At 57.3% G+C, this 22,963-nt stretch carries 11 protein-coding genes, 6 tRNA genes and 3 rRNA genes; all 20 read right to left on the minus strand.

What is annotated here, in order from left to right; translation table 11 throughout:
* Complete coding sequence (locus tag AX768_RS14285) at positions 1-1,293, minus strand: MASE1 domain-containing protein (RefSeq protein WP_172811954.1); 1,293 nt, start codon at positions 1,291-1,293, stop codon at positions 1-3.
* A 260-nt stretch (positions 1,294-1,553) separates the two neighbouring features.
* Positions 1,554-5,801, minus strand: coding sequence for a DNA-directed RNA polymerase subunit beta' (rpoC, locus tag AX768_RS14290; protein ID WP_062000494.1), 4,248 nt, complete (start codon positions 5,799-5,801; stop codon positions 1,554-1,556).
* Positions 5,802-5,822: 21 nt separating this feature from the next.
* Positions 5,823-9,929, minus strand: coding sequence for a DNA-directed RNA polymerase subunit beta (gene rpoB / locus AX768_RS14295; protein WP_062000495.1), 4,107 nt, complete (start codon positions 9,927-9,929; stop codon positions 5,823-5,825).
* A gap of 367 nt (positions 9,930-10,296) precedes the next feature.
* Entirely contained in the window at positions 10,297-10,665 is a 369-nt protein-coding gene (gene rplL / locus AX768_RS14300) for a 50S ribosomal protein L7/L12 (protein WP_062000496.1), read from the minus strand.
* Positions 10,666-10,740: 75 nt separating this feature from the next.
* On the minus strand, positions 10,741-11,271 hold the full coding sequence (gene rplJ / locus AX768_RS14305; protein WP_062000497.1) for a 50S ribosomal protein L10: 531 nt from the start codon (positions 11,269-11,271) through the stop codon (positions 10,741-10,743).
* Between the two features lie 297 nt (positions 11,272-11,568).
* A complete protein-coding gene (gene rplA / locus AX768_RS14310) occupies positions 11,569-12,264 on the minus strand; it encodes a 50S ribosomal protein L1 (RefSeq protein ID WP_062000498.1) in 696 nt (231 codons plus the stop codon).
* A complete protein-coding gene (gene rplK / locus AX768_RS14315; protein WP_056355388.1) occupies positions 12,265-12,696 on the minus strand; it encodes a 50S ribosomal protein L11 in 432 nt (143 codons plus the stop codon).
* Between the two features lie 155 nt (positions 12,697-12,851).
* Entirely contained in the window at positions 12,852-13,409 is a 558-nt protein-coding gene (nusG, locus tag AX768_RS14320; RefSeq protein ID WP_062000499.1) for a transcription termination/antitermination protein NusG, read from the minus strand.
* 1 nt (position 13,410) lies between these two features.
* The gene (gene secE, locus AX768_RS14325; RefSeq protein ID WP_056355385.1) at positions 13,411-13,791 is read right to left on the minus strand and encodes a preprotein translocase subunit SecE; all 381 of its coding nucleotides are present in this window, start codon (positions 13,789-13,791) and stop codon (positions 13,411-13,413) included.
* A gap of 34 nt (positions 13,792-13,825) precedes the next feature.
* Positions 13,826-13,901, minus strand: a tRNA-Trp gene (locus tag AX768_RS14330).
* 74 nt (positions 13,902-13,975) lie between these two features.
* Positions 13,976-15,166: an elongation factor Tu gene (gene tuf / locus AX768_RS14335; RefSeq protein WP_062000489.1), complete on the minus strand. Its 1,191-nt coding sequence runs from the start codon at positions 15,164-15,166 to the stop codon at positions 13,976-13,978.
* Positions 15,167-15,231: 65 nt separating this feature from the next.
* A tRNA-Thr gene (locus AX768_RS14340) sits at positions 15,232-15,306 on the minus strand.
* A gap of 12 nt (positions 15,307-15,318) precedes the next feature.
* Positions 15,319-15,392: transfer RNA gene (locus AX768_RS14345), tRNA-Gly, on the minus strand.
* Between the two features lie 36 nt (positions 15,393-15,428).
* A tRNA-Tyr gene (locus tag AX768_RS14350) sits at positions 15,429-15,514 on the minus strand.
* A 160-nt stretch (positions 15,515-15,674) separates the two neighbouring features.
* Positions 15,675-15,787, minus strand: a 5S ribosomal RNA gene (rrf, locus tag AX768_RS14355).
* Positions 15,788-16,039: 252 nt separating this feature from the next.
* Positions 16,040-18,922 (minus strand): 23S ribosomal RNA (locus AX768_RS14360).
* Positions 18,923-19,274: 352 nt separating this feature from the next.
* A tRNA-Ala gene (locus tag AX768_RS14365) sits at positions 19,275-19,350 on the minus strand.
* A 65-nt stretch (positions 19,351-19,415) separates the two neighbouring features.
* Positions 19,416-19,492 (minus strand) — tRNA-Ile (locus AX768_RS14370).
* Positions 19,493-19,561: 69 nt separating this feature from the next.
* Positions 19,562-21,092, minus strand: a 16S ribosomal RNA gene (locus tag AX768_RS14375).
* The 16S, 23S and 5S rRNA genes sit together here with 5 tRNA genes alongside, the layout of an rRNA operon.
* Positions 21,093-21,566: 474 nt before the next feature.
* Complete coding sequence (locus tag AX768_RS14385) at positions 21,567-22,856, minus strand: SGNH/GDSL hydrolase family protein (protein ID WP_062000501.1); 1,290 nt, start codon at positions 22,854-22,856, stop codon at positions 21,567-21,569.
* Between the last annotated feature and the right edge of the window lie 107 nt (positions 22,857-22,963).

Consider the following 22,963-nt stretch of genomic DNA (forward strand, 5'->3'; position numbering starts at 1 on the left):
TCAGTGCGCCGGGTCGTTAGAACGCTGCCAGACACCTGCTACCAGTGCGACACTGCCGTTGGGATTGCGCAGCGCCGAACCTGCGTCCGTCAGTGCAATCCAGAAGTCGGGGCGGTCACGGTGGGCAAGACGGAAGCGAATTGGCCTCGGAGCGGTGTCCACTTCCAACGCAGCCGCCATCCAGTGGTCGTACAGATGCGTTCGATCCGAAGGATGAACAAGCGCGAGAACCTGATCAAACGTCCTTAGAGAATCGCCGGAATAGCCGAGAAACTGGTCAATATCACCGCCCCACTGCAGCGTGCTCCGATGTGGATCGGCGCAATAGGTGACCATTCCGCTCCCCGCGAGCGCCAGTTCGAGATGGGTACGCCACTGGTGCGCCTGATCCAGTGCCTGCGCTCGAGCGTCATGCAACGAATGCACGATCAGAACGAGGATCGCGGTGATGCCGAGGTACAACTGGGCCTGCAACAGCGCAACACGTTCTTCGATGTCGGCCGATGCAAACGGCCCCTCTCCCTGCGCTGTCTTGCCGAGGCTGATAAGCGCGAGGACCAGAACCGCAAGCGTACCTCCGCGCGCGCCGCCAGCGACCGCGACGATAACAACGAAGAACATCGGCAGATAGAGAAGACACGCGCCGACGTAAGCGCCAAAGCGCTCGGCCATCACGCGATCGAACAACGCCCATGACGCGCCGATCAAGGTGACGAACGCCGCCCCACATACGATCACCTCCCGCCAATTGCGACGAGACGACCTCTGGGGTCGAAACTGCGCCCACACGGCGAGCAGCGGCGTCGTGACGCAAATACCGACGAAGATGGCCGCGCCCCATTCCTGGAAAAGCAATACAAAAGGCGCGCCGCTTACGGCAGAAACGTAAGCCGCGCCGCTGCCCCCAAGAAGCGTGGCGCTGACAAGCGCGGCGATCACGATGGCGTGCAACAGATGAAAACCATCGAGCGAAATGCGCATCCAGCGGACTACGGCATCAGCGACGGCCGGCGCAATGCCCGCAAGAATTCCCAGGACGATCGAAAGAGGAATGTCACGCCCGCCGATATGCGAGAGCACGACCTGAGTCAGTGCAAAGGCAATGGCCAAACGGACTTGCGAAGTGGGCTGCGACAGCAGCATCGCGGCAAGGCTGACGCCCGCGGGCAACCACACATGAGGGGCTGGGGCCGACGGGACATTGAAGTGCCATGAAAGCGCGCCGGCAGCGATGTAGAGAACAACCCACAGCAGCGTATGGGCCATCGGCAGGTATTTACGCGCGTCAATCATGAGTTTGCCGTTCGAAGCTACGGCCGCGCGCTCACTGGGACGCATTCCGTAGCGGATGTGGGAGCCGGAACGCGGGGTGAACGACATTAAACGCGCCGCGACAGGACGCTTTGAGGTTAGATAAACCGCCGATTTTTTAATGTAAGAGGAATCCTAATGAAATTTTTTAAAGCAGAAAACGGGTCGAAAAAAAAGCCGCCCAGCGGATACTGGGCGGCTTTATTGGCATCGAGATAACTTAAGGACTTACGTCCTGAAACTTACTCCGCCGGATGCTGCTGTTCAGCAGGTACAACCGGTGCTGCTTCGGGCGTACCGAACTCGAACGATTCTTCCGCTGCGATCTGGTCGAAACGTTGACGATCCGACAGCTCGCGGCTCTTGCGTGCCTTGTGGAACGCGAGACCCGTACCGGCCGGAATCAGACGGCCGACGATCACGTTTTCCTTCAGACCGCGCAGATCGTCGCGCTTGCCCATGATTGCGGCTTCGGTCAGCACGCGCGTCGTTTCCTGGAAGGAAGCGGCCGAGATGAACGAATCGGTCGAGAGCGATGCCTTCGTAATACCCAGCAGCACGTTCTCGTAGGTCGCGGGGATCTTGCCTTCCGCGGCCATCCGGTCGTTCTCGTCCAGCATGTCCGAACGCTCGACTTGTTCACCCATGATGAAACGCGTATCGCCGTTGTCGACGATCTGCACACGACGCAACATCTGACGCACGATCACTTCGATGTGCTTGTCGTTGATCTTCACGCCCTGCAGACGGTACACGTCCTGCACTTCGTCCACGATGTAACGCGCCAGCGCCTCGATACCCTGCAAACGCAAGATGTCGTGCGGATCCGCCGGGCCGTCGACGATCATTTCGCCCTTGTTGACGACCTGACCGTCATGCACCAGCACCTGCTTTTCCTTCGTGATCAGGAACTCATGCTGTTCCCCTTCCACGTCGGTAATGACGAGACGCTGCTTGCCCTTCGTGTCCTTACCGAACGACGTCGTACCCGTGACTTCCGCCAGAATGCCGGCGTCCTTCGGCGAGCGCGCTTCGAACAACTCGGCCACGCGCGGCAGACCACCGGTAATGTCACGCGTCTTCTGCGCTTCAACCGGGATACGTGCCAGCACTTCACCGACCTGCACTTGCTGACCATCCTTCACGGTGATCAGTGCGCCGACCTGGAAGCCGATCTGCACCGAATGCTCGGTGTTCGGGATCTTGACTTCTTCGCCTTGCGCATCGAGCAGCTTCACTTGCGGACGAACGCTCTTCGACGCCTGCGAACCACGACGCTTCACGTCGATCACGACGAGCGTTGAAAGCCCCGTCACATCGTCGATCTGCTTGGCTACCGTCACGCCTTCTTCGACGTTTTCGAACTTCACCGTACCGCCCCACTCGGTGATGATCGGACGGGTCAACGGATCCCATTGAGCCAGTTGTGCACCGGCCTTGATCTGGACGCCGTCGAGTTGCAGCAGCGTTGCGCCGTACGGGATTTTGTGACGTTCACGCTCACGACCGAGGTCGTCGGCAATGATCGCCTCGCCCGAACGCGAGATGACGATCTGCTCGCCCTTCGCATTCGTGACGTAACGCATTGTTGCCGTGAAACGCACCGTACCGTTCGACTTCGCTTCCACCGACGAAGCGATCGCCGCACGCGACGCCGCGCCACCGATGTGGAACGTACGCATGGTCAACTGCGTGCCCGGCTCACCGATCGACTGCGCAGCGATCACACCAACCGCTTCGCCGACGTTCACGCGCGAGCCACGACCCAAGTCGCGGCCGTAGCACGAAGCGCACAGGCCGTAACGCGTTTCGCAGGTCAACGGTGTGCGCACGCGCACTTCGTCGATACCCAGGCGTTCGATTTCGTCGACCGCATCTTCGTCCAGCAACGAACCCGATTCAAACAGCGTTTCCTGCGTTTCCGGGTTGACGACGTCAGCCACCGCCACGCGACCCAGAATACGGTCACGCAGGGCTTCGACGACTTCACCGCCTTCAACCAGCGCCTTCATGGCCACGCCGTTCGTCGTGCCGCAATCGTCTTCGACCACGACCAGATCCTGCGTCACGTCAACGAGACGACGCGTCAGGTAACCCGAGTTCGCCGTCTTCAACGCCGTATCGGCCAGGCCTTTACGTGCACCGTGCGTCGAGATGAAGTACTGCAACACGTTCAGGCCTTCACGGAAGTTCGCCGTGATAGGCGTCTCGATGATCGAGCCGTCCGGCTTCGCCATCAGGCCACGCATACCGGCCAGCTGACGAATCTGAACTGCCGATCCACGCGCGCCCGAATCGGCCATCATGTAGATCGAGTTGAACGATTCCTGCTTCGTTTGATTACCGTCGCGGTCGACCACGGGTTCCGTAGCCAACTGCTCCATCATCGCCTTGCCGACCGCTTCCGACGTTGCCGACCAGATGTCGACCACGTTGTTGTAGCGCTCTTGCGAGGTGACGAGACCCGACATGTACTGACGGTCGTATTCCTTCACCTTCTTGGCTGCATCGCCGACGATCTGTTCTTTTTGCGGCGGCACGAGCATGTCGTCGACGCAAATCGAAATACCGGCGCGCGTAGCCAGACGGAAACCCATCTGCATCAACTGGTCGGCGAAGATCACCGTTTCGCGCAGACCGCACTTGCGGAATGCCGTGTTGATCAGGCGCGAAATTTCCTTCTTCTTCAGCGGACGGTTCAGCACCGAGAACGGCAGTCCTGGCGGCAGGATCTCCGACAGGATGGAACGGCCAACGGTGGTTGCGTACAGCGTGATCTTCGGCACGAACTTCGGTGCGCCTTCGCTTTGGTCCGGGTTGTGAATGTTTTCCGTAATCCGGACATTCACCCGCGACGCCAGCTCGACTTCCTTGTTTTCGTACGCGCGAATCGCTTCCGACACGCCGGTGAACGTCATGCCTTCGCCCTTGCCATTCACCGCTTCACGCGATGCGTAGTAAAGACCCAGCACGATATCCTGCGACGGCACGATCGACGGATCGCCGTTGGCCGGGAACAGGACGTTGTTCGACGCCAGCATCAGCGTGCGCGCTTCCATCTGCGCTTCCAGCGACAGCGGCACGTGAACGGCCATCTGGTCACCGTCGAAGTCGGCGTTGAACGCCGCGCACACGAGCGGATGCAACTGGATAGCCTTACCTTCGATCAGCACCGGCTCGAAAGCCTGAATGCCGAGACGGTGAAGCGTAGGCGCACGGTTCAGCATGACCGGATGTTCACGAATGACTTCTTCGAGAATGTCCCACACCACGGCTGTCTGGTTCTCGACTTCCTTCTTCGCGGCCTTGATGGTGGTAGCAACACCCATCACTTCCAGCTTGTTGAAGATGAAAGGCTTGAACAGTTCGAGCGCCATCAGCTTCGGCAATCCGCACTGATGCAGCTTGAGCGTCGGACCCACCACGATCACCGAACGGCCCGAATAGTCAACGCGCTTACCGAGCAAGTTCTGACGGAAACGACCGCCCTTACCCTTGATCATGTCAGCGAGCGACTTCAGCGGACGCTTGTTCGCGCCGGTCATTGCCTTACCGCGACGACCGTTGTCGAGCAGCGAATCGACGGCTTCCTGCAGCATCCGCTTTTCGTTGCGGACGATGATCTCAGGCGCCTTCAATTCGAGCAGACGCTTCAACCGGTTGTTACGGTTGATCACGCGGCGATACAAGTCGTTCAGGTCCGACGTAGCGAAACGGCCGCCGTCGAGCGGCACGAGCGGACGCAGTTCCGGCGGCAGCACCGGCAGCACTTCCAGCACCATCCAGTCCGGCTTGATGCCCGAACGCTGGAATGCCTCGAGCACTTTCAGGCGCTTCGCGTACTTCTTGATCTTCGCCTCCGAACCCGTGTTCTTGAGTTCGGTGCGCAGCACCTCGACCTGTTCGTCGATGTTGATTGCGCGCAGCAGTTCACGCACGCCTTCCGCGCCCATCTCGGCACGGAATTCGTCGCCGTATTCTTCGACCTTATTGTAGTAATCCTCTTCCGTCATGATCTGCCGCGCTTTCAGCGGCGTCATGCCCGGTTCGATCACCACGTACGCTTCGAAGTACAGCACGCGTTCGATATCGCGCAGCGTCATGTCGAGCACCATGCCCAGACGCGACGGCAACGACTTCAAGAACCAGATGTGCGCAACCGGCGAGGCCAGCTCAATGTGGCCCATCCGTTCGCGACGCACCTTGGCGAGCGTCACTTCGACGCCGCACTTTTCACAGATCACGCCACGGTGCTTCAGGCGCTTGTACTTGCCGCACAGGCACTCGTAGTCCTTGATCGGGCCAAAGATCTTGGCGCAGAACAGACCATCGCGTTCCGGCTTGAAGGTCCGGTAGTTGATGGTTTCAGGCTTCTTCACTTCGCCGAAGGACCACGAGCGAATCTTGTCCGGCGAGGCCAGACCGATCTTGATCGCGTCGAATACTTCAGGTTGTTGGACTTGCTTGAATAGATCGAGCAGAGCTTTCATTGCGTCTCTCCAGTAGTCCGATTAGTTCCGGTCCAGGTCGATGTCGATACCGAGCGACCGGATTTCCTTCACCAACACATTGAACGACTCGGGCATGCCGGCATCGATCACGTGGTCACCCTTGACCAGGTTCTCATACACCTTGGTACGACCCGCCACGTCATCCGACTTGACAGTCAGCATTTCTTGCAGCACGTACGAAGCGCCATATGCTTCGAGCGCCCACACTTCCATCTCACCGAAACGCTGGCCGCCGAACTGCGCCTTACCACCCAGCGGCTGCTGCGTGACGAGCGAGTACGGTCCGGTCGAACGGGCGTGCATCTTGTCGTCGACCAGGTGATGCAGTTTCAGGTAGTGCATGTAGCCCACCGTGACCGTCCGTTCGAACGGTTCACCCGTGCGCCCGTCGCTCAACTGCACCTGATTCTTCGACTTCGTCATGCCGAGCTGCTTCGCGATGTCGTCCGGGAACGCCAGATCCAGCGCACGTTCCATTTCGCCTTCTGTCGCGCCGTCGAACACCGGCGTTGCAAAAGGAACGCCTTCGCGCAGGTTCTTCGCCAATTCGACGATTTCGTCGTCGGTGAAGTTTTCCAGCTCTTCCTGGCGGCCCGACTCGTTGTAGATCTTCGTCAGGAACGCACGCAGTTCTTCGATCTTGGTCTGACGCTGCAGCATTTCACCGATACGCCATCCCAGACCCTTCGCGGCCCAGCCCAGATGCACTTCGAGAATCTGACCCACGTTCATCCGTGAAGGCACGCCCAGCGGGTTCAGCACGACGTCGGCCGGACGGCCATCGGCCATGTACGGCATGTCTTCGATCGGCACGATCTTCGACACCACACCCTTGTTACCGTGACGGCCGGCCATCTTGTCGCCCGGTTGCAGACGACGCTTAACAGCCAGGTACACCTTGACCATCTTCAGCACGCCCGGCGGCAGTTCGTCGCCTTGCGTCAGCTTCTTGCGCTTCTCTTCGAACGCCAGGTCGAACTGGTGACGCTTTTGTTCGATGGAATCCTTGATGGCTTCCAGTTGCGCAGCAGCTTCTTCGTCGGCCAGACGGATGTCGAACCAGTGGTAGTGATCCAGATCTTCCAGGTACGGCAGGTCGATCGCCGTGCCCTTCGCCAGCTTTTTCGGGCCGCCATTCGCGATCTTGCCGTTGAGCATACGGGCGAGACGCGAGAAAGCGTCGCCTTCCACAATGCGCAACTGGTCGTTCAAGTCCAGGCGATAACGCTTCAGTTCGTCATCGATGATCTGTTGTGCACGCTTGTCACGCGTAATGCCTTCGCGCGTGAACACTTGCACGTCGATCACCGTTCCGCTCATGCCAGACGGCACGCGCAGCGACGTATCCTTCACGTCCGACGCCTTCTCACCGAAGATTGCGCGCAGCAGCTTTTCTTCCGGCGTCAGTTGGGTCTCGCCCTTCGGCGTGACCTTGCCGACCAGCACGTCGCCCGCTTCGACTTCAGCGCCGATGTACACAATGCCCGACTCATCGAGACGGCCGAGTTGTACTTCAGCCAGGTTCGAGATGTCGCGCGTGATTTCTTCCGGTCCGAGCTTCGTGTCGCGTGCAACCACATTCAGTTCTTCGATGTGGATCGACGTGTAACGGTCTTCGGCAACGACCTTCTCCGAGATCAGGATCGAATCTTCGAAGTTGTAGCCGTTCCACGGCATGAACGCGACGAGCATGTTCTGGCCAAGCGCGAGCTCGCCCAGATCGGTCGATGCACCGTCAGCCACCACGTCGCCACGGCCAACCTTGTCGCCGACCTTCACGATCGGACGCTGGTTGATGTTCGTGTTCTGGTTCGAACGCGTGTACTTGATCAGGTTGTAGATGTCGACACCGACTTCGCCGGCGACTGCTTCGTCGTCGTTCACGCGAATCACGATACGGCCGGCATCGACGTAATCCACGAGACCGCCGCGGAACGCCTGAACGGTCGTGCCCGAGTCGACCGCCACCGTACGTTCGATACCCGTACCGACCACGGCCTTTTCAGGACGCAGGCAAGGAACCGCCTGCCGTTGCATGTTCGAGCCCATCAATGCGCGGTTCGCGTCATCGTGTTCAAGGAACGGAATCAGCGAAGCAGCCACCGACACGATCTGCGACGGCGCCACGTCCATGTACTGGATGCGGTCCGGCGTGACCATCAGCGTTTCGCCCGCTTCACGCGACGAAACCAGCTCGTCGGTCAGCGTGCCGCCTTCGCCCAGCGACGCGTTCGCCTGAGCGATCACGTAACGGCCTTCTTCGATCGCCGAGAGGTAATCGATCTGATCGGTCACCTTGCCGTCCACCACTTTCCGATACGGCGTCTCGAGGAAACCGTATTCGTTCAAGTGCGCGTACAGCGCGAGCGAGTTGATCAGGCCGATGTTCGGACCTTCCGGCGTTTCGATCGGGCACACGCGGCCATAGTGAGTCGGGTGCACGTCGCGAACTTCAAAGCCTGCGCGTTCACGCGTCAAACCGCCCGGTCCAAGAGCCGATACCCGGCGCTTGTGGGTAATTTCCGACAACGGGTTCGTCTGGTCCATAAACTGCGACAACTGCGACGAACCGAAGAACTCGCGAATGGCGGACGAGATCGGCTTCGAGTTGATCAGGTCGTGCGGCATCAGGTTTTCGCTTTCAGCCTGACCCAGACGTTCCTTCACAGCCCGCTCCACGCGCACGAGGCCCGCACGGAACTGGTTCTCAGCCAATTCACCGACGCAACGCACACGGCGATTGCCCAGGTGATCGATGTCATCGACTTCGCCCTTGCCGTTACGCAGCTCGACCAAAATCTTGATGGTCGCGAGGATGTCCTCGTCCTGCAGCGTCATCGGGCCGACGATTTCGTCACGGCCCACACGGCGATTGAACTTCATACGACCTACCTTCGACAGGTCGTACGCGTCTTCGCTATAGAACAGCCGGTTGAACAGCGCTTCGACTGCTTCTTCGGTCGGCGGTTCGCCCGGGCGCATCATGCGATAAATCGCGATACGCGCAGCCATGCGGTCGGCCGTTTCGTCGATACGCAGCGTCGACGAGATATACGGACCCTGATCCAGATCGTTCGTGTAGAGCGTCTGGATGTCCTTGACCTTCGACTCGCGCAGCTTTTCGAGAACGGTTTCGGTGATTTCGTCGTTTGCGTTCGCGATCACTTCGCCCGTCTCGCCGTCCACGACGTTCTTCGCCAGCACGCGGCCGAGCAAATAGTCTTCCGGCACCGAGATGAACTTCGTCTTTGCGGCTTCGAGGTCGCGAATGTGCTTGGCGTTGATCCGCTTGTCCTTCTGGACAATGACGTTGCCTTCGCGATCCTGGATGTCGAAACGCGCGACTTCGCCGCGCAGACGCTCCGGCACGAATTCCATTTGCGCGCCTTCGCCCATCAGCGCGAAGTTATCGAATACGAAGAAGTTCGCGAGGATCTGTTCCGGCGTCAGGCCGATAGCCTTCAGCAGGATCGTCACCGGCATTTTCCGGCGGCGGTCGACGCGGAAATACAGCACGTCCTTCGGGTCGAATTCGAAGTCGAGCCACGAACCACGGTAAGGGATGATACGAGCCGAGAACAGCAGCTTGCCCGAGCTGTGCGTCTTGCCCTTGTCGTGCTCGAAGAACACGCCAGGCGAACGATGCAACTGGGACACGATCACGCGTTCCGTGCCGTTGATGACGAACGAACCGGTCGGCGTCATGAGCGGCATTTCGCCCATGTAGACTTCTTGCTCCTTCACTTCCTTGACGACCGGCTTGCTCGGCGATTCCTTGTCGAGCAGCACCAGGCGCACCTTGGCGCGCAAGGCGGAGCAGTACGTCAAACCACGCTGCTGGCATTCCTTGATGTTGAATGCCGGCGGCGAGAGCATGTAGCTTACGAACTCGAGACGCGCAAACCCGTTGTGCGAAACGATTGGGAACACCGACGAAAACGCTGCTTGCAACCCTTCCGCTTTGCGCTGTGTTGCGCTGGTGGTCTCTTGCAGAAAGGTGCTGAATGATTCAAGCTGGGTAGCCAGCAGAAAGGGAACCTGGTGAACGATGGGGCGTTTCGCGAAACTCTTGCGAATACGCTTCTTCTCGGTGAAGGAATATTGCATACGATCTCCGAATCACTGCGGGCGTTGCCGAGGCGGGATACCTCGATGACACGACCCGGTGTTCACCGACTGAGACTCGCCATACGTCCCGGGGAGGGACGACGAGCCTAGAAGCTTGGTGGTTGGCCGCTACCAACCGCTGGCTGACGGCAGCGGATGCCTATGTTTCCCGCTACCCGACCAAACTTGCCTTCTGCAGTCGCTTCAGAAGACAAAGAAAAGAATCGGCAAACCTTCCCAACCGATGATTTTCTTTGGCTTCTACGTGGTCATAGTTACTGAAACCAACGACTTGAAACCTAGTCCCTACAAAGCAGAAAAAGGCCGGCGGTCATAGACCGCCAGCCTTAGCAAAGCGCAGCCGAACTTACTTGATTTCAGCCTTCGCGCCTGCTTCTTCCAGCTTCTTCTTCGCTTCTTCAGCAGCAGCCTTCGGTACCGATTCCTTAACAGGCTTCGGTGCACCGTCAACCAGGTCCTTCGCTTCCTTCAGGCCAAGACCCGTCAGTTCGCGAACAGCCTTAATCACCGACACCTTGTTCGCGCCGATTTCGACCAGGTTCACCGTGAACTCGGTTTGCTCTTCAGCAACTGCAGCGGCACCAGCAGGGCCAGCAACAGCTACGGCAGCAGCCGACACGCCAAACTTCTCTTCGAACGCCTTGACCAGCTCGTTCAGTTCCAGAACCGACATCGAGCTTACTGCTTCGAGGATGTCATCTTTTGCGATTGCCATTTGAAATACTCCTAAATTGAATTCGGATACAGCCAGCGATCTTGTAAGCCTAACCAGGCAACCAAGCGCGGTACATTAAGCAGCAGCTTCCGGTTGCGCTTCAGCCGGAGCTTCTGCGCCGCCACCCTTCTTTTCGGCAAGCGCGGCCAAAGCGCGCGCGAAGCCGGCAACAGGAGCTTGCATGACGTACAACAACTTGGAGAGCAGTTCTTCGCGGCTCGGGATGTTAGCGAGTGCTTGCACAGCCGCCTTGTCCATCACGTTGCCTTCGTAGGAACCGGCCTTGATGATCAACTTGTCATTGGTTTTGCCGAAGTCGTGAACGACCTTGGCAGCAGCAATTGCATCTTCAGAGATGCCGTAGATCAGAGGACCGGTCATCTGCTCGGCCAGCGGAGCGAACGGCGTACCTTCCACGGCGCGACGCGCCAACGTGTTTTTTAACACGCGGAGATACACTTGTTGCTCGCGAGCCTTTGCGCGCAGCTTGGTCAGATCGCCAACCGCAATTCCACGATACTCAGCGAGCACCATCGTCTGAGCCTTCGCGACTTGCGCGGCGACTTCAGCGACAACTGCCTGCTTGTCTTCTTTGTTCAGTGGCACGGTTAAACCTCCAGATTCGATGCGCCAACTTAGCGCATCGCGTTCAACAACGGCGTCCGACCTGTCAGGAGTATTTCGACCGGCTAGTGCGTATCTCACGACACGCGACAACCGACTTCAACCACACCAAAACTGTTCCGGGTTCGCCATCTGCGTTGGCTTACATTAAGGTCACGCCTGATTGCTGCGCTTCCGCCAACGGTCTTTGACAACCGGTTGCCCGCCAGACCGCAGCTTGCAACCGCCCAAAGCCCTTAACACCGGTTCACGAATCAACGTGAACCGCTGCATGATTCTTTACTGCGAGAGCGTTGCGTGATCGACACGCACGCCGACACCCATGGTGCTCGACAATGCGATCTTGCGCAGATACACGCCCTTGCTGGTCGCCGGCTTGGCCTTTTGCAGAGCGTCCACCAGTGCCGACAAATTCTGACGCAACGACGCCGGCTCAAACGATGCACGGCCGATGGTTGCGTGGATGATCCCGCCTTTGTCAACGCGGAACTGAACCTGACCAGCCTTGGCGTTGCGAACTGCCTGGGCAACGTCAGCCGTTACCGTGCCGACCTTCGGGTTCGGCATCAGGCCGCGCGGGCCGAGGATCTGACCGAGCGTACCGACAACGCGCATCGTGTCCGGCGAAGCGATCACGACGTCGAAATTAAGGTTACCGGCCTTGACCTGTTCTGCCAGGTCTTCCATGCCGACCACTTCTGCACCAGCCGCACGAGCTTGCTCAGCCTTTTCGCCTTGCGCAAACACAGCAACGCGAACCGACTTGCCAGTACCGGCAGGCAACACGACGGAACCGCGAACCACCTGATCCGACTTCTTCGCATCGATGCCGAGTTGCACAGCCACGTCGATGGATTCATCGAACTTGGCGCTTGCGCACTCTTTTACAATCGACAGAGCGTCGTCGACCGGGTACAGCTTCATGCGGTCTACCTTGGTAGCCAGCGCTTGGAGACGCTTGGAAAGCTTAGCCATTTAAACGCCCTCCACGGTGATGCCCATCGAACGGGCGCTGCCTGCGATCGTGCGAACCGCTGCATCCAGGTCTGCTGCCGTAAGGTCAGGCATCTTGGTCTTTGCGATTTCTTCAGCTTGCGCGCGCGTGATATTGCCGACCTTGTCGACGTGCGGCTTCGGCGAACCCTTCTGGATGGCCGCAGCCTTCTTGATCAGAACGGTAGCCGGCGGCGTCTTCATGATGAACGTGAAGCTCTTGTCCGCGAATGCCGTAATGACCACCGGCACGGGCAGACCCGGCTCCATCGCTTGAGTCTGCGCGTTGAACGCCTTGCAGAACTCCATGATGTTCAGGCCGCGCTGGCCCAGTGCCGGACCAACCGGCGGTGACGGATTGGCTTTACCTGCAGGAATCTGCAGTTTGATAAAGCCGATGATTTTCTTTGCCATGTTGAAAACCTCTGCACAACGCGTTAGCGTTCGGTGAGTGATAACGCGCGCTCGCCAAAATGGCTACTGACGCTCCTCAACAGTCATATGCGGACTGTAAGCGCGAACCGCGCTACGAAGTTCACACTTCGAGCGCGGCGAACAACGGGTACTCGTTAAACCTTTTCTACCTGACCAAACTCAAGCTCTACCGGCGTTGAACGTCCGAAAATCGTCACCGATACGCGAACCCGCGACTTTTCGTAGTTCACTTCTTCGACGTTGCCGTTGAAATCCGTGAACGGGCCTTCCTTGACCCGCACCATCTCGCCTACTTCGAACAGCGTCTTCGGGCGCGGCTTCTCCACGCCTTCCTGCATCTGCGACATGATCTTTTCCACTTCACGCGGAGAGATCGGGCTCGGACGATTGCGCGCCCCGCCAACGAAACCTGTCACCTTGGCCGTGTTCTTTACCAAGTGCCACGTCTCGTCCGTCATTTCCATCTCGACGAGCACATAGCCCGGAAAGAAACGACGCTCAGTCACAGACTTGTGACCGCCCTTCACTTCCACGACTTCTTCGGTCGGGACGAGGATTTGACCAAACTGATCCTGCATGCCAGCGCGGTCGATGCGCTCTTGAAGCGCACGTTGCACGCTCTTCTCCATGCCGGAGTAGGCGTGCACGACGTACCAACGTTTTCCGCCTGGTGATGCCTGTGCTTCGCTCATATCATCTCCAACCCAGAATTACCGAGAATATCACCCACTCGATCGACTTATCGCTAAGCCACAAGAAGATTGCCATGACAAGCACAAATGCAAAGACCACCAATGTGGTTTGTGTGGCTTCCTTACGCGTCGGCCACACCACCTTGCGGACTTCTTTGTACGAATCTTTGGCAAAGGCGATAAAACCTTTTCCCGGTGCGGAGAGAAGACCGACCGCGACACCCGCGATCAAGCCGACAGCCAGCGCGGCGCCGCGAACGTACCACTCCTGGCCACTGAGCCAGAAGAAACCTACGAACCCGGCCAAGACCAACAATACGCCCGCGGTCAACATCAACTTGTCGCCGGAAGTATTTACAGTTTCGACGGAAGGATTCGCCATAACACCTTAAACAGCGCCCGGAGACGCAAGATTGTGGCAGGGGCAGAGGGAATCGAACCCCCAACCTTCGGTTTTGGAGACCGACGCTCTGCCAGTTGAGCTATACCCCTAAACCAGTTGGGGTCAGCAATTTCGCTAACCCCGAAAACTACAGACTATCGAGCAATTTCTGGCGTTGCTCGACTTACTCGAGAACCTTGGCCACGACACCGGCGCCGACGGTACGACCGCCTTCACGGATAGCGAAGCGCAGACCTTCTTCCATGGCGATCGGAGCGATCAGCTTCACCGTGATCGACACGTTGTCGCCCGGCATGACCATTTCCTTGTCCTTCGGCAACTCGATCGAACCCGTCACGTCCGTGGTACGGAAGTAGAACTGCGGACGATAGTTGTTGAAGAACGGCGTGTGACGACCGCCTTCGTCCTTGCTCAGCACATACACTTCAGCCGTGAAGTGCGTGTGCGGCGTGATCGAACCCGGCTTGGCCAGCACTTGGCCACGTTCCACGTCTTCACGCTTCGTGCCGCGCAACAGAATACCCACGTTGTCGCCCGCTTGACCTTGGTCCAGCAGCTTGCGGAACATTTCCACGCCCGTGCACGTCGTCTTCACCGTCGGCTTGATACCGATGATTTCGATTTCTTCGCCCACCTTCACGATACCGCGCTCGATACGACCCGTCACCACCGTGCCGCGACCCGAGATCGAGAACACGTCTTCCACCGGCATCAGGAACGTACCGTCAATTGCACGCTCCGGCGTCGGGATGTACGTGTCCAGCGCATCAGCCAGGTTCAAAATCGCCACTTCGCCCAGCTCGCCCGTGTCGCCTTCCAGCGCCAGCTTGGCCGAACCCTTGATGATCGGCGTGTCGTCGCCCGGGAAATCGTACTTCGACAGAAGCTCACGCACTTCCATTTCGACGAGTTCCAGCAATTCAGCGTCGTCCACCATGTCGCACTTGTTCAGGAACACGATGATGTACGGCACGCCAACCTGGCGAGCCAACAGGATGTGCTCACGCGTTTGCGGCATCGGGCCGTCTGCAGCCGAACACACCAGGATTGCGCCGTCCATCTGCGCTGCACCCGTAATCATGTTCTTCACATAGTCGGCGTGACCCGGGCAGTCAACGTGCGCATAGTGGCGCGCAGCCGTTTCGTACTCGACGTGTGCCGTGTTGATCGTGATACCACGTGCCTTCTCTTCCGGCGCCGCGTCGATCTGGTCATACGCCTTCGCTTCGCCGCCGAACTTCTTCGACAACACCGTTGCGATTGCTGCCGTCAGCGTGGTCTTGCCGTGGTCGACGTGACCAATCGTGCCTACGTTGACGTGCGGCTTGGTCCGTTCGAATTTACCTTTTGCCATTTTCGACTCCTAACAGGAATTTTTCCGTACCTTGCGCCGCGCGCAAACAGTGTGGACTATGTTGCTGGTGCCCATGAGCAGGATCGAACTGCTGACCTCTCCCTTACCAAGGGAGTGCTCTACCACTGAGCCACATGGGCGGACCTTGATGCTGGAGCGGGTGAAGGGAATCGAACCCTCGTCATAAGCTTGGAAGGCTTCTGCTCTACCATTGAGCTACACCCGCTTGGGTCTAACGATTCCCGACGCTTGCTACATGTTCTGGTGGAGGAGGTTGGATTCGAACCAACGTAGGCGTAAGCCAACAGATTTACAGTCTGCCCCCTTTAGCCACTCGGGCACCCCTCCGCAGAGAACTGACGATTATGAGGTTACTCAGACACTTTGTCAAGCCATCAGCGCCTACCACATTTCGACGTCTCTCACTTATAAGTGATTTGTAAACGCAAAAACCCCACCTTGATGGGGTGGGGTTTTAGCGACTGCGATGAGATGCAGAGGATGAGGAGCCTGACGATTACCTACTTTCACACGGGTATCCGCACTATCATTGGCGTGGAGTCGTTTCACGGTCCTGTTCGGGATGGGAAGGGGTGGTACCAACTCGCTATGGTCATCAGGCATTGAGGGGGTGTTCAGTCGCTGATGCGGTGCGACTGAACCAATCTGGGGAAGAAGTAGTCGAGTGCATGTGGGGAGTTAATCGCGCACGCCTCGTTGTTACGGGTAAAGCTTGGGGTTGTGTTTGCTACTACTTATATCAGGCACAACACTGATCTCAACCCATGCGTGTACTTAAGACCCCGCGCATGGCGCGGGATGGGGCATCCATACGTGCTTAAGCACTCATGGCTGCCGACACACACTGGTTATAGGATCAAGCCTTACGGGCAATTAGTATCAGTTAGCTTAATGCATTACTGCACTTCCACACCTGACCTATCAACGTCCTGGTCTAGAACGACCCTTCAAGGAGCTCGAAGCTCCAGGGATATCTCATCTCAAGGCGAGTTTCCCGCTTAGATGCTTTCAGCGGTTATCTCTTCCGAACATAGCTACCCGGCGATGCCACTGGCGTGACAACCGGTACACCAGAGGTTCGTCCACTCCGGTCCTCTCGTACTAGGAGCAGCCCCCTTCAAATATCCAACGCCCACGGCAGATAGGGACCAAACTGTCTCACGACGTTTTAAACCCAGCTCACGTACCTCTTTAAATGGCGAACAGCCATACCCTTGGGACCGGCTACAGCCCCAGGATGAGATGAGCCGACATCGAGGTGCCAAACACCGCCGTCGATATGAACTCTTGGGCGGTATCAGCCTGTTATCCCCAGAGTACCTTTTATCCGTTGAGCGATGGCCCTTCCATACAGAACCACCGGATCACTATGACCTGCTTTCGCACCTGCTCGACTTGTCGGTCTCGCAGTTAAGCACGCTTATGCCATTGCACTATCAGCACGATTTCCGACCGTACCTAGCGTACCTTCGTACTCCTCCGTTACACTTTGGGAGGAGACCGCCCCAGTCAAACTGCCTACCATGCACTGTCCCCGACCCGGATCACGGGCCAAGGTTAGAACCTCAAACAAACCAGGGTGGTATTTCAAGGACGGCTCCACCGAAACTAGCGTTCCGGTTTCATAGCCTCCCACCTATCCTACACAGATCGGTTCAAAGTCCAATGCAAAGCTACAGTAAAGGTTCATGGGGTCTTTCCGTCTAGCCGCGGGGAGATTGCATCATCACAAACACTTCAACTTCGCTGAGTCTCGGGAGGAGACAGTGTGGCCATCGTTACGCCATTCGTGCAGGTCGGAACTTACCCGACAAGGAATTTCGCTACCTTAGGACCGTTATAGTTACGGCCGCCGTTTACCGGGACTTCAATCAAGAGCTTGCACCCCATCATTTAATCTTCCGGCACCGGGCAGGCGTCACACCCTATACGTCCACTTTCGTGTTTGCAGAGTGCTGTGTTTTTATTAAACAGTCGCAGCCACCAGTTTATTGCAACCCCTTCACCCTTTGCGCGCAGGCGCATCAAGCTACAGGGGCGTACCTTATCCCGAAGTTACGGTACCAATTTGCCGAGTTCCTTCTCCCGAGTTCTCTCAAGCGCCTTAGAATACTCATCTCGCCCACCTGTGTCGGTTTGCGGTACGGTCTTGTTAAACTGAAGCTTAGAGGCTTTTCTTGGAACCACTTCCGATTGCTTCTTCACCTAAGTGAATGGCCTCGTACCCTTGAATTCCGCGCCCGGATTTGCCTAAGCGCCTTCTCCAATACAAGGACCGGGACTTCCAACACCCGGACAACCTTCCGCGATCCGTCCCCCCATCGCATTTAACAATGGTGCAGGAATATTAACCTGCTTCCCATCAGCTACGCATTTCTGCCTCGCCTTAGGGGCCGACTCACCCTACGCCGATGAACGTTGCGTAGGAAACCTTGGGCTTACGGCGAGGGGGCTTTTCACCCCCTTTATCGCTACTCATGTCAGCATTCGCACTTCCGATACCTCCAGCACACTTTTCAATGCACCTTCACAGGCTTACGGAACGCTCTCCTACCATGCGAGATAAATCTCGCATCCGCAGCTTCGGTATATTGCTTAGCCCCGTTACATCTTCCGCGCAGGACGACTCGATCAGTGAGCTATTACGCTTTCTTTAAAGGGTGGCTGCTTCTAAGCCAACCTCCTGACTGTTTTAGCCTTCCCACTTCGTTTCCCACTTAGCAATATTTGGGGACCTTAGCTGGCGGTCTGGGTTGTTTCCCTCTTGACACCGGACGTTAGCACCCGATGTCTGTCTCCCGTGATTGCACTCTTCGGTATTCGGAGTTTGCTATGGCGTAGTAATCCGCAATGGACCCCACAACCATGACAGTGCTCTACCCCCGAAGGTGATACACGAGGCACTACCTAAATAGTTTTCGGAGAGAACCAGCTATTTCCAAGTTTGTTTAGCCTTTCACCCCTATCCACAGCTCATCCCCTAATTTTTCAACATTAGTGGGTTCGGTCCTCCAGTACGTGTTACCGCACCTTCAACCTGGCCATGGATAGATCACTTGGTTTCGGGTCTACGCCCAGCAACTGAACGCCCTATTCGGACTCGCTTTCGCTACGCCTGCCTTAATCAGTTAAGCTTGCTACTGAACGTAAGTCGCTGACCCATTATACAAAAGGTACGCCGTCACCCCTTCGCAGAGGCTCCGACTGTTTGTATGCATGCGGTTTCAGGATCTATTTCACTCCCCTCCCGGGGTTCTTTTCGCCTTTCCCTCACGGTACTGGTTCACTATCGGTCGATCACGAGTATTTAGCCTTGGAGGATGGTCCCCCCATCTTCAGACAGGATTTCACGTGTCCCGCCCTACTTGTCGTACACCTAGTTCCACACATCCGCTTTCGCCTACAGGGCTATCACCTGCTATGGCCACACTTTCCAGAGTGTTCGGCTAACGGTCGTGCTAAAGAGTACAGGCTGATCCCATTTCGCTCGCCACTACTTTGGGAATCTCGGTTGATTTCTTTTCCTGCGGTTACTTAGATGTTTCAGTTCACCGCGTTCGCTTCACGTAACCTATGTATTCAGTTACGGATGACCCAGAAGGGCCGGGTTTCCCCATTCGGACATCTACGGATCAAAGCTCGTTTGCCAGCTCCCCGTAGCTTTTCGCAGGCTACCGCGTCCTTCATCGCCTGTGATCGCCAAGGCATCCACCACATGCACTTGTTCGCTTGACCCTATAACGAGTGCGTCTCCGAGACTCCTCCCGACTCCGAACCGAAGTTCAGCTTCGAGGCAAACCTCTTTCACACCGCTATAGGTTGAGTATTCGTGTTGCGCCGTATTCCAAAGCAATCTCTCGATCACTTTTTCATACATTGATACAATCACAACCCTGATTCACCTACTCACACACCCATCTCTAAGTATGCTTTCGTGAATCTCTTTACTACTTCTTCCAGATTGTTAAAGAACGACAGCATCACCTGAAGCGCTATGCTCCACATGATTTTACTGACTGGCTCAATCGCCAATGCAAATCACGCTCGACCGGCATGGCTCGGTCTAAACGTGCTTGGCATTGATGATTGGTGGAGGATGACGGGATCGAACCGACGACCCCCTGCTTGCAAAGCAGGTGCTCTCCCAGCTGAGCTAATCCCCCAAATACCTTGATGCTTGAGGGTCTGCATTTATCTTCGTTCGTTCTTTCAAACGTTCAAGAGTAAATGGTGGGTCTGGTTGGATTCGAACCAACGACCCCCGCCTTATCAAGACGGTGCTCTAACCAACTGAGCTACAGACCCTTAGCCTGTCTTCTTACAGCCGATAAGCGTGAGCACTTTAGTGCTTCGTTCAGAAGCGTTGAGCTCGAGAAAGGAGGTGATCCAGCCGCACCTTCCGATACGGCTACCTTGTTACGACTTCACCCCAGTCATGAATCCTACCGTGGTGACCGTCCTCCTTGCGGTTAGACTAGCCACTTCTGGTAAAACCCACTCCCATGGTGTGACGGGCGGTGTGTACAAGACCCGGGAACGTATTCACCGCGGCATGCTGATCCGCGATTACTAGCGATTCCAGCTTCACGTAGTCGAGTTGCAGACTACGATCCGGACTACGATCGGTTTTCTGGGATTAGCTCCCCCTCACGGGTTGGCAGCCCTCTGTTCCGACCATTGTATGACGTGTGAAGCCCTACCCATAAGGGCCATGAGGACTTGACGTCATCCCCACCTTCCTCCGGTTTGTCACCGGCAGTCTCCTTAGAGTGCTCTTGCGTAGCAACTAAGGACAAGGGTTGCGCTCGTTGCGGGACTTAACCCAACATCTCACGACACGAGCTGACGACAGCCATGCAGCACCTGTGTATCGGTTCTCTTTCGAGCACCCCAGCCTTTCAGCCAGGTTCCGACCATGTCAAGGGTAGGTAAGGTTTTTCGCGTTGCATCGAATTAATCCACATCATCCACCGCTTGTGCGGGTCCCCGTCAATTCCTTTGAGTTTTAATCTTGCGACCGTACTCCCCAGGCGGTCAACTTCACGCGTTAGCTACGTTACTAAGTCAATGAAGACCCAACAACTAGTTGACATCGTTTAGGGCGTGGACTACCAGGGTATCTAATCCTGTTTGCTCCCCACGCTTTCGTGCATGAGCGTCAGTATTGGCCCAGGGGGCTGCCTTCGCCATCGGTATTCCTCCACATCTCTACGCATTTCACTGCTACACGTGGAATTCTACCCCCCTCTGCCATACTCTAGCTCGCCAGTCACAAATGCAGTTCCCAGGTTAAGCCCGGGGATTTCACATCTGTCTTAACGAACCGCCTGCGCACGCTTTACGCCCAGTAATTCCGATTAACGCTCGCACCCTACGTATTACCGCGGCTGCTGGCACGTAGTTAGCCGGTGCTTATTCTTCCGGTACCGTCATCCCCTCACAGTATTAGTGCAAAGGTTTTCTTTCCGGACAAAAGTGCTTTACAACCCGAAGGCCTTCTTCACACACGCGGCATTGCTGGATCAGGGTTTCCCCCATTGTCCAAAATTCCCCACTGCTGCCTCCCGTAGGAGTCTGGGCCGTGTCTCAGTCCCAGTGTGGCTGGTCGTCCTCTCAGACCAGCTACAGATCGTCGCCTTGGTAGGCCTTTACCCCACCAACTAGCTAATCTGCCATCGGCCGCCCCTATAGCGCGAGGTCTTGCGATCCCCCGCTTTCTTCCGTAGATCGTATGCGGTATTAATCCGGCTTTCGCCGGGCTATCCCCCACTACAGGACACGTTCCGATGTATTACTCACCCGTTCGCCACTCGCCACCAGGGTTGCCCCCGTGCTGCCGTTCGACTTGCATGTGTAAGGCATGCCGCCAGCGTTCAATCTGAGCCAGGATCAAACTCTTCAGTTCAATGCCTGTTACTGTTTTCTATTCTTCCGAATAGGTCGCTCACTCAACGTACTGACAAGTTCCTCCCATCTTTCCATCTCTGAAAAGACGCTCAAAACCTACCTTAATACTAGTGTGAGACTTGATACTTTCGCTTCACGGCAGCGCCCCAAAAGACACCACCACGCTCCAAAGCAAAACACCAAGCGCCCACACTTATCGGCTGTTAGTTTTTAAAGAACATTCGCTCCAAACCGCAGCATCCTAACCCTCAGAACACCACCGCTTTCGCGTCGCTGCGTTTGCAGCACAGAAACGAGATTATGTAGAATCTTTTTCCCCTTGTCAACAAGTTTGTGAGCGTTTTGCTTTCAAACTTACCGACTTTGGAGCCCGCCTGTTTCCTTGGCGGCCCTCGTTGCGAAACGAGGAGGCGAATAATAGGCGATACCCACAGGTCTGGCAAGAGCATCTTCAAATAATTTGAAAAGAAGCTTATTTGGCGCCGGCCGCGGACCTCGTAAGGCCCATTTCTTCGATAGGAACCGCCTCCGACATTGCGGCATATCCCGCGTCGCTCGGATGGATGTGGTCACCGCTGTCGTAGCGACGTTGCAGCTTGTCCGGGTGATCCGGGTCTCGCAGCGCGCGATCAAAGTCGACGACGCCATCGAACGCCCGGCTGGACCGGATGGAATTGTTCACTGCGGTGCGGATCGCCTCGCGTTCGGGCGGCAAGGCGGCCGGCGTAAGCGTCGCGCCATAGATCCTCACTCCGCGCTGGTGCGCCTGGGCAATAAGCCGCTGGTAGCCGCGCAGCAGCGAGTCGGCCGTGACAGGCGTGTGGGGATCGTCGCAATCGAGGCCGGCGTGCGGGGGCATCGAAGGGAAATTGATGTCGTTGATGCCGACCAGCACGATCACCGACCGGACGCCCGGCTGGCGCAAAGCATCGCGATCGAAGCGGCTCAGCACGGCGTCGCCGTAACACGGCGACGGGCTCAACAAGCGATTGCCGCTGATCCCTGCGTTGACCACCGCCGTTCCTTCAATTCCGTTTTGGGTGAGCCGGCGCGCGAGTGCGTCGGTCCATCGGCGATTGGCGTTGGGCGTGGAACGCATCCCGTCGGTGATGGAATCGCCAATGGCAACAAGGGTCTGCGCGGGGGCGGTATCGACGGCAACGCTCGTCAGCCACACGAATTGCGTAAAGCGCGTGCGGAAGGCGGAGGCGTCGGTATCGGCGGAATGGTTGCCGGGCGTCGAGATGTAATTGACCTGGCTTGCCACCCGATGCCACGCCGCCAGTTTCTGACCTTCAGCCATATAGGTGCTCACCGCCAGCGGCTGGTAAGCAGCGATATTGAATGCCACAGGATCGCTGTCGACCTGACCACCCGGCGCGATGGTCACGCCCGGCTTGCCGCCAAACGTGACGGGACGCGTCGTTCCCGCCCGCGTTCCTGCCGCGTTGCCCGCCGCGGCGCGCGCGACCTGCGCACCATCGATAACGAGCGGCGCCGTGCCATACACGTTGCTGAACCTCAGGCGAAGCTGCTTCCCATTGATGGCGGGATAGACGATCTGCCGGACAGTGCGGCCGCCGACTTCAGGTGCGCGATACAGCGCCGGCAACTCGGCGCGCTGCGGGATCTGCTGGAGCGCTGTGCTCCAGGCGCTGACCCAGTGTCCGGAGGGTGCGTCGTCGGCGAAGGCTGGCGTGGACGTGAGCAGGAAGGCAGAAAACGTCGCTGCGGCAACGGCGGAAAGGACGCGAAGGTTCATCGGGGAGCGGGGAATTTTTGGGAAAAACCGATTGTGCCCTACGCAGCAGACCGCACGCTTACAGCGACAGTGGCATCGTCACGCTCCCTCTGAATGGACGGAAAATC

Source organism: Burkholderia sp. PAMC 28687 (genome assembly GCF_001577465.1).
Taxonomy (GTDB): Bacteria; Pseudomonadota; Gammaproteobacteria; order Burkholderiales; family Burkholderiaceae; genus Caballeronia.

Coding starts and splice junctions, on each gene's coding strand:
- AX768_RS14285 (WP_172811954.1), bottom strand. CDS start 1,293: ATGATTGACGCGCGTAAATACCTGCCGATGGCCCATACGCTGCTGTGG.
- rpoC (WP_062000494.1), bottom strand. CDS start 5,801: ATGAAAGCTCTGCTCGATCTATTCAAGCAAGTCCAACAACCTGAAGTA.
- rpoB (WP_062000495.1), bottom strand. CDS start 9,929: ATGCAATATTCCTTCACCGAGAAGAAGCGTATTCGCAAGAGTTTCGCG.
- rplL (WP_062000496.1), bottom strand. CDS start 10,665: ATGGCAATCGCAAAAGATGACATCCTCGAAGCAGTAAGCTCGATGTCG.
- rplA (WP_062000498.1), bottom strand. CDS start 12,264: ATGGCTAAGCTTTCCAAGCGTCTCCAAGCGCTGGCTACCAAGGTAGAC.
- rplK (WP_056355388.1), bottom strand. CDS start 12,696: ATGGCAAAGAAAATCATCGGCTTTATCAAACTGCAGATTCCTGCAGGT.
- nusG (WP_062000499.1), bottom strand. CDS start 13,409: ATGAGCGAAGCACAGGCATCACCAGGCGGAAAACGTTGGTACGTCGTG.
- secE (WP_056355385.1), bottom strand. CDS start 13,791: ATGGCGAATCCTTCCGTCGAAACTGTAAATACTTCCGGCGACAAGTTG.
- tuf (WP_062000489.1), bottom strand. CDS start 15,166: ATGGCAAAAGGTAAATTCGAACGGACCAAGCCGCACGTCAACGTAGGC.
- AX768_RS14385 (WP_062000501.1), bottom strand. CDS start 22,856: ATGAACCTTCGCGTCCTTTCCGCCGTTGCCGCAGCGACGTTTTCTGCC.